This window comes from Arthrobacter sp. Y3224198 (assembly GCF_059090025.1).
The window spans coordinates 1-245 of the sequence record NZ_JBNHFG010000079.1; the positions used below are offsets into that span (position 1 = coordinate 1).

The window sequence follows — 245 nt, forward strand, 5'->3', positions numbered from 1 at the left end:
CCTAGCGCGAGGAACCGAACCGCGCGGCGTCGAACGCCGCCGAACCCTGCTGCTGCGCCGCGTTATCCGCAGCCTCCTGGTCACCGGTCTGGAACGAACGGTCCATCTCCGACTGGCCCAGCAGGATCGCCGACAGCGAGCTGTTCAGCTCGTTGGCCACCTCATCGGTACGGGCCTTGAACTCATCGAACTTCACCCGGCCGGCACCGTTGAACTTGCCCTCCAACGGAGCAGCAGCCTCCATC

The 245-nt window shown here is 65.7% G+C and carries 1 protein-coding gene; it reads right to left on the bottom strand.

Annotated features, from left to right (window positions below; genetic code table 11):
• Position 1: 1 nt before the first annotated feature.
• Positions 2-245: hypothetical protein (locus tag AC5RUF_RS16370; protein WP_494131293.1), on the bottom strand; the 244-nt coding region annotated here is incomplete at its 5' end.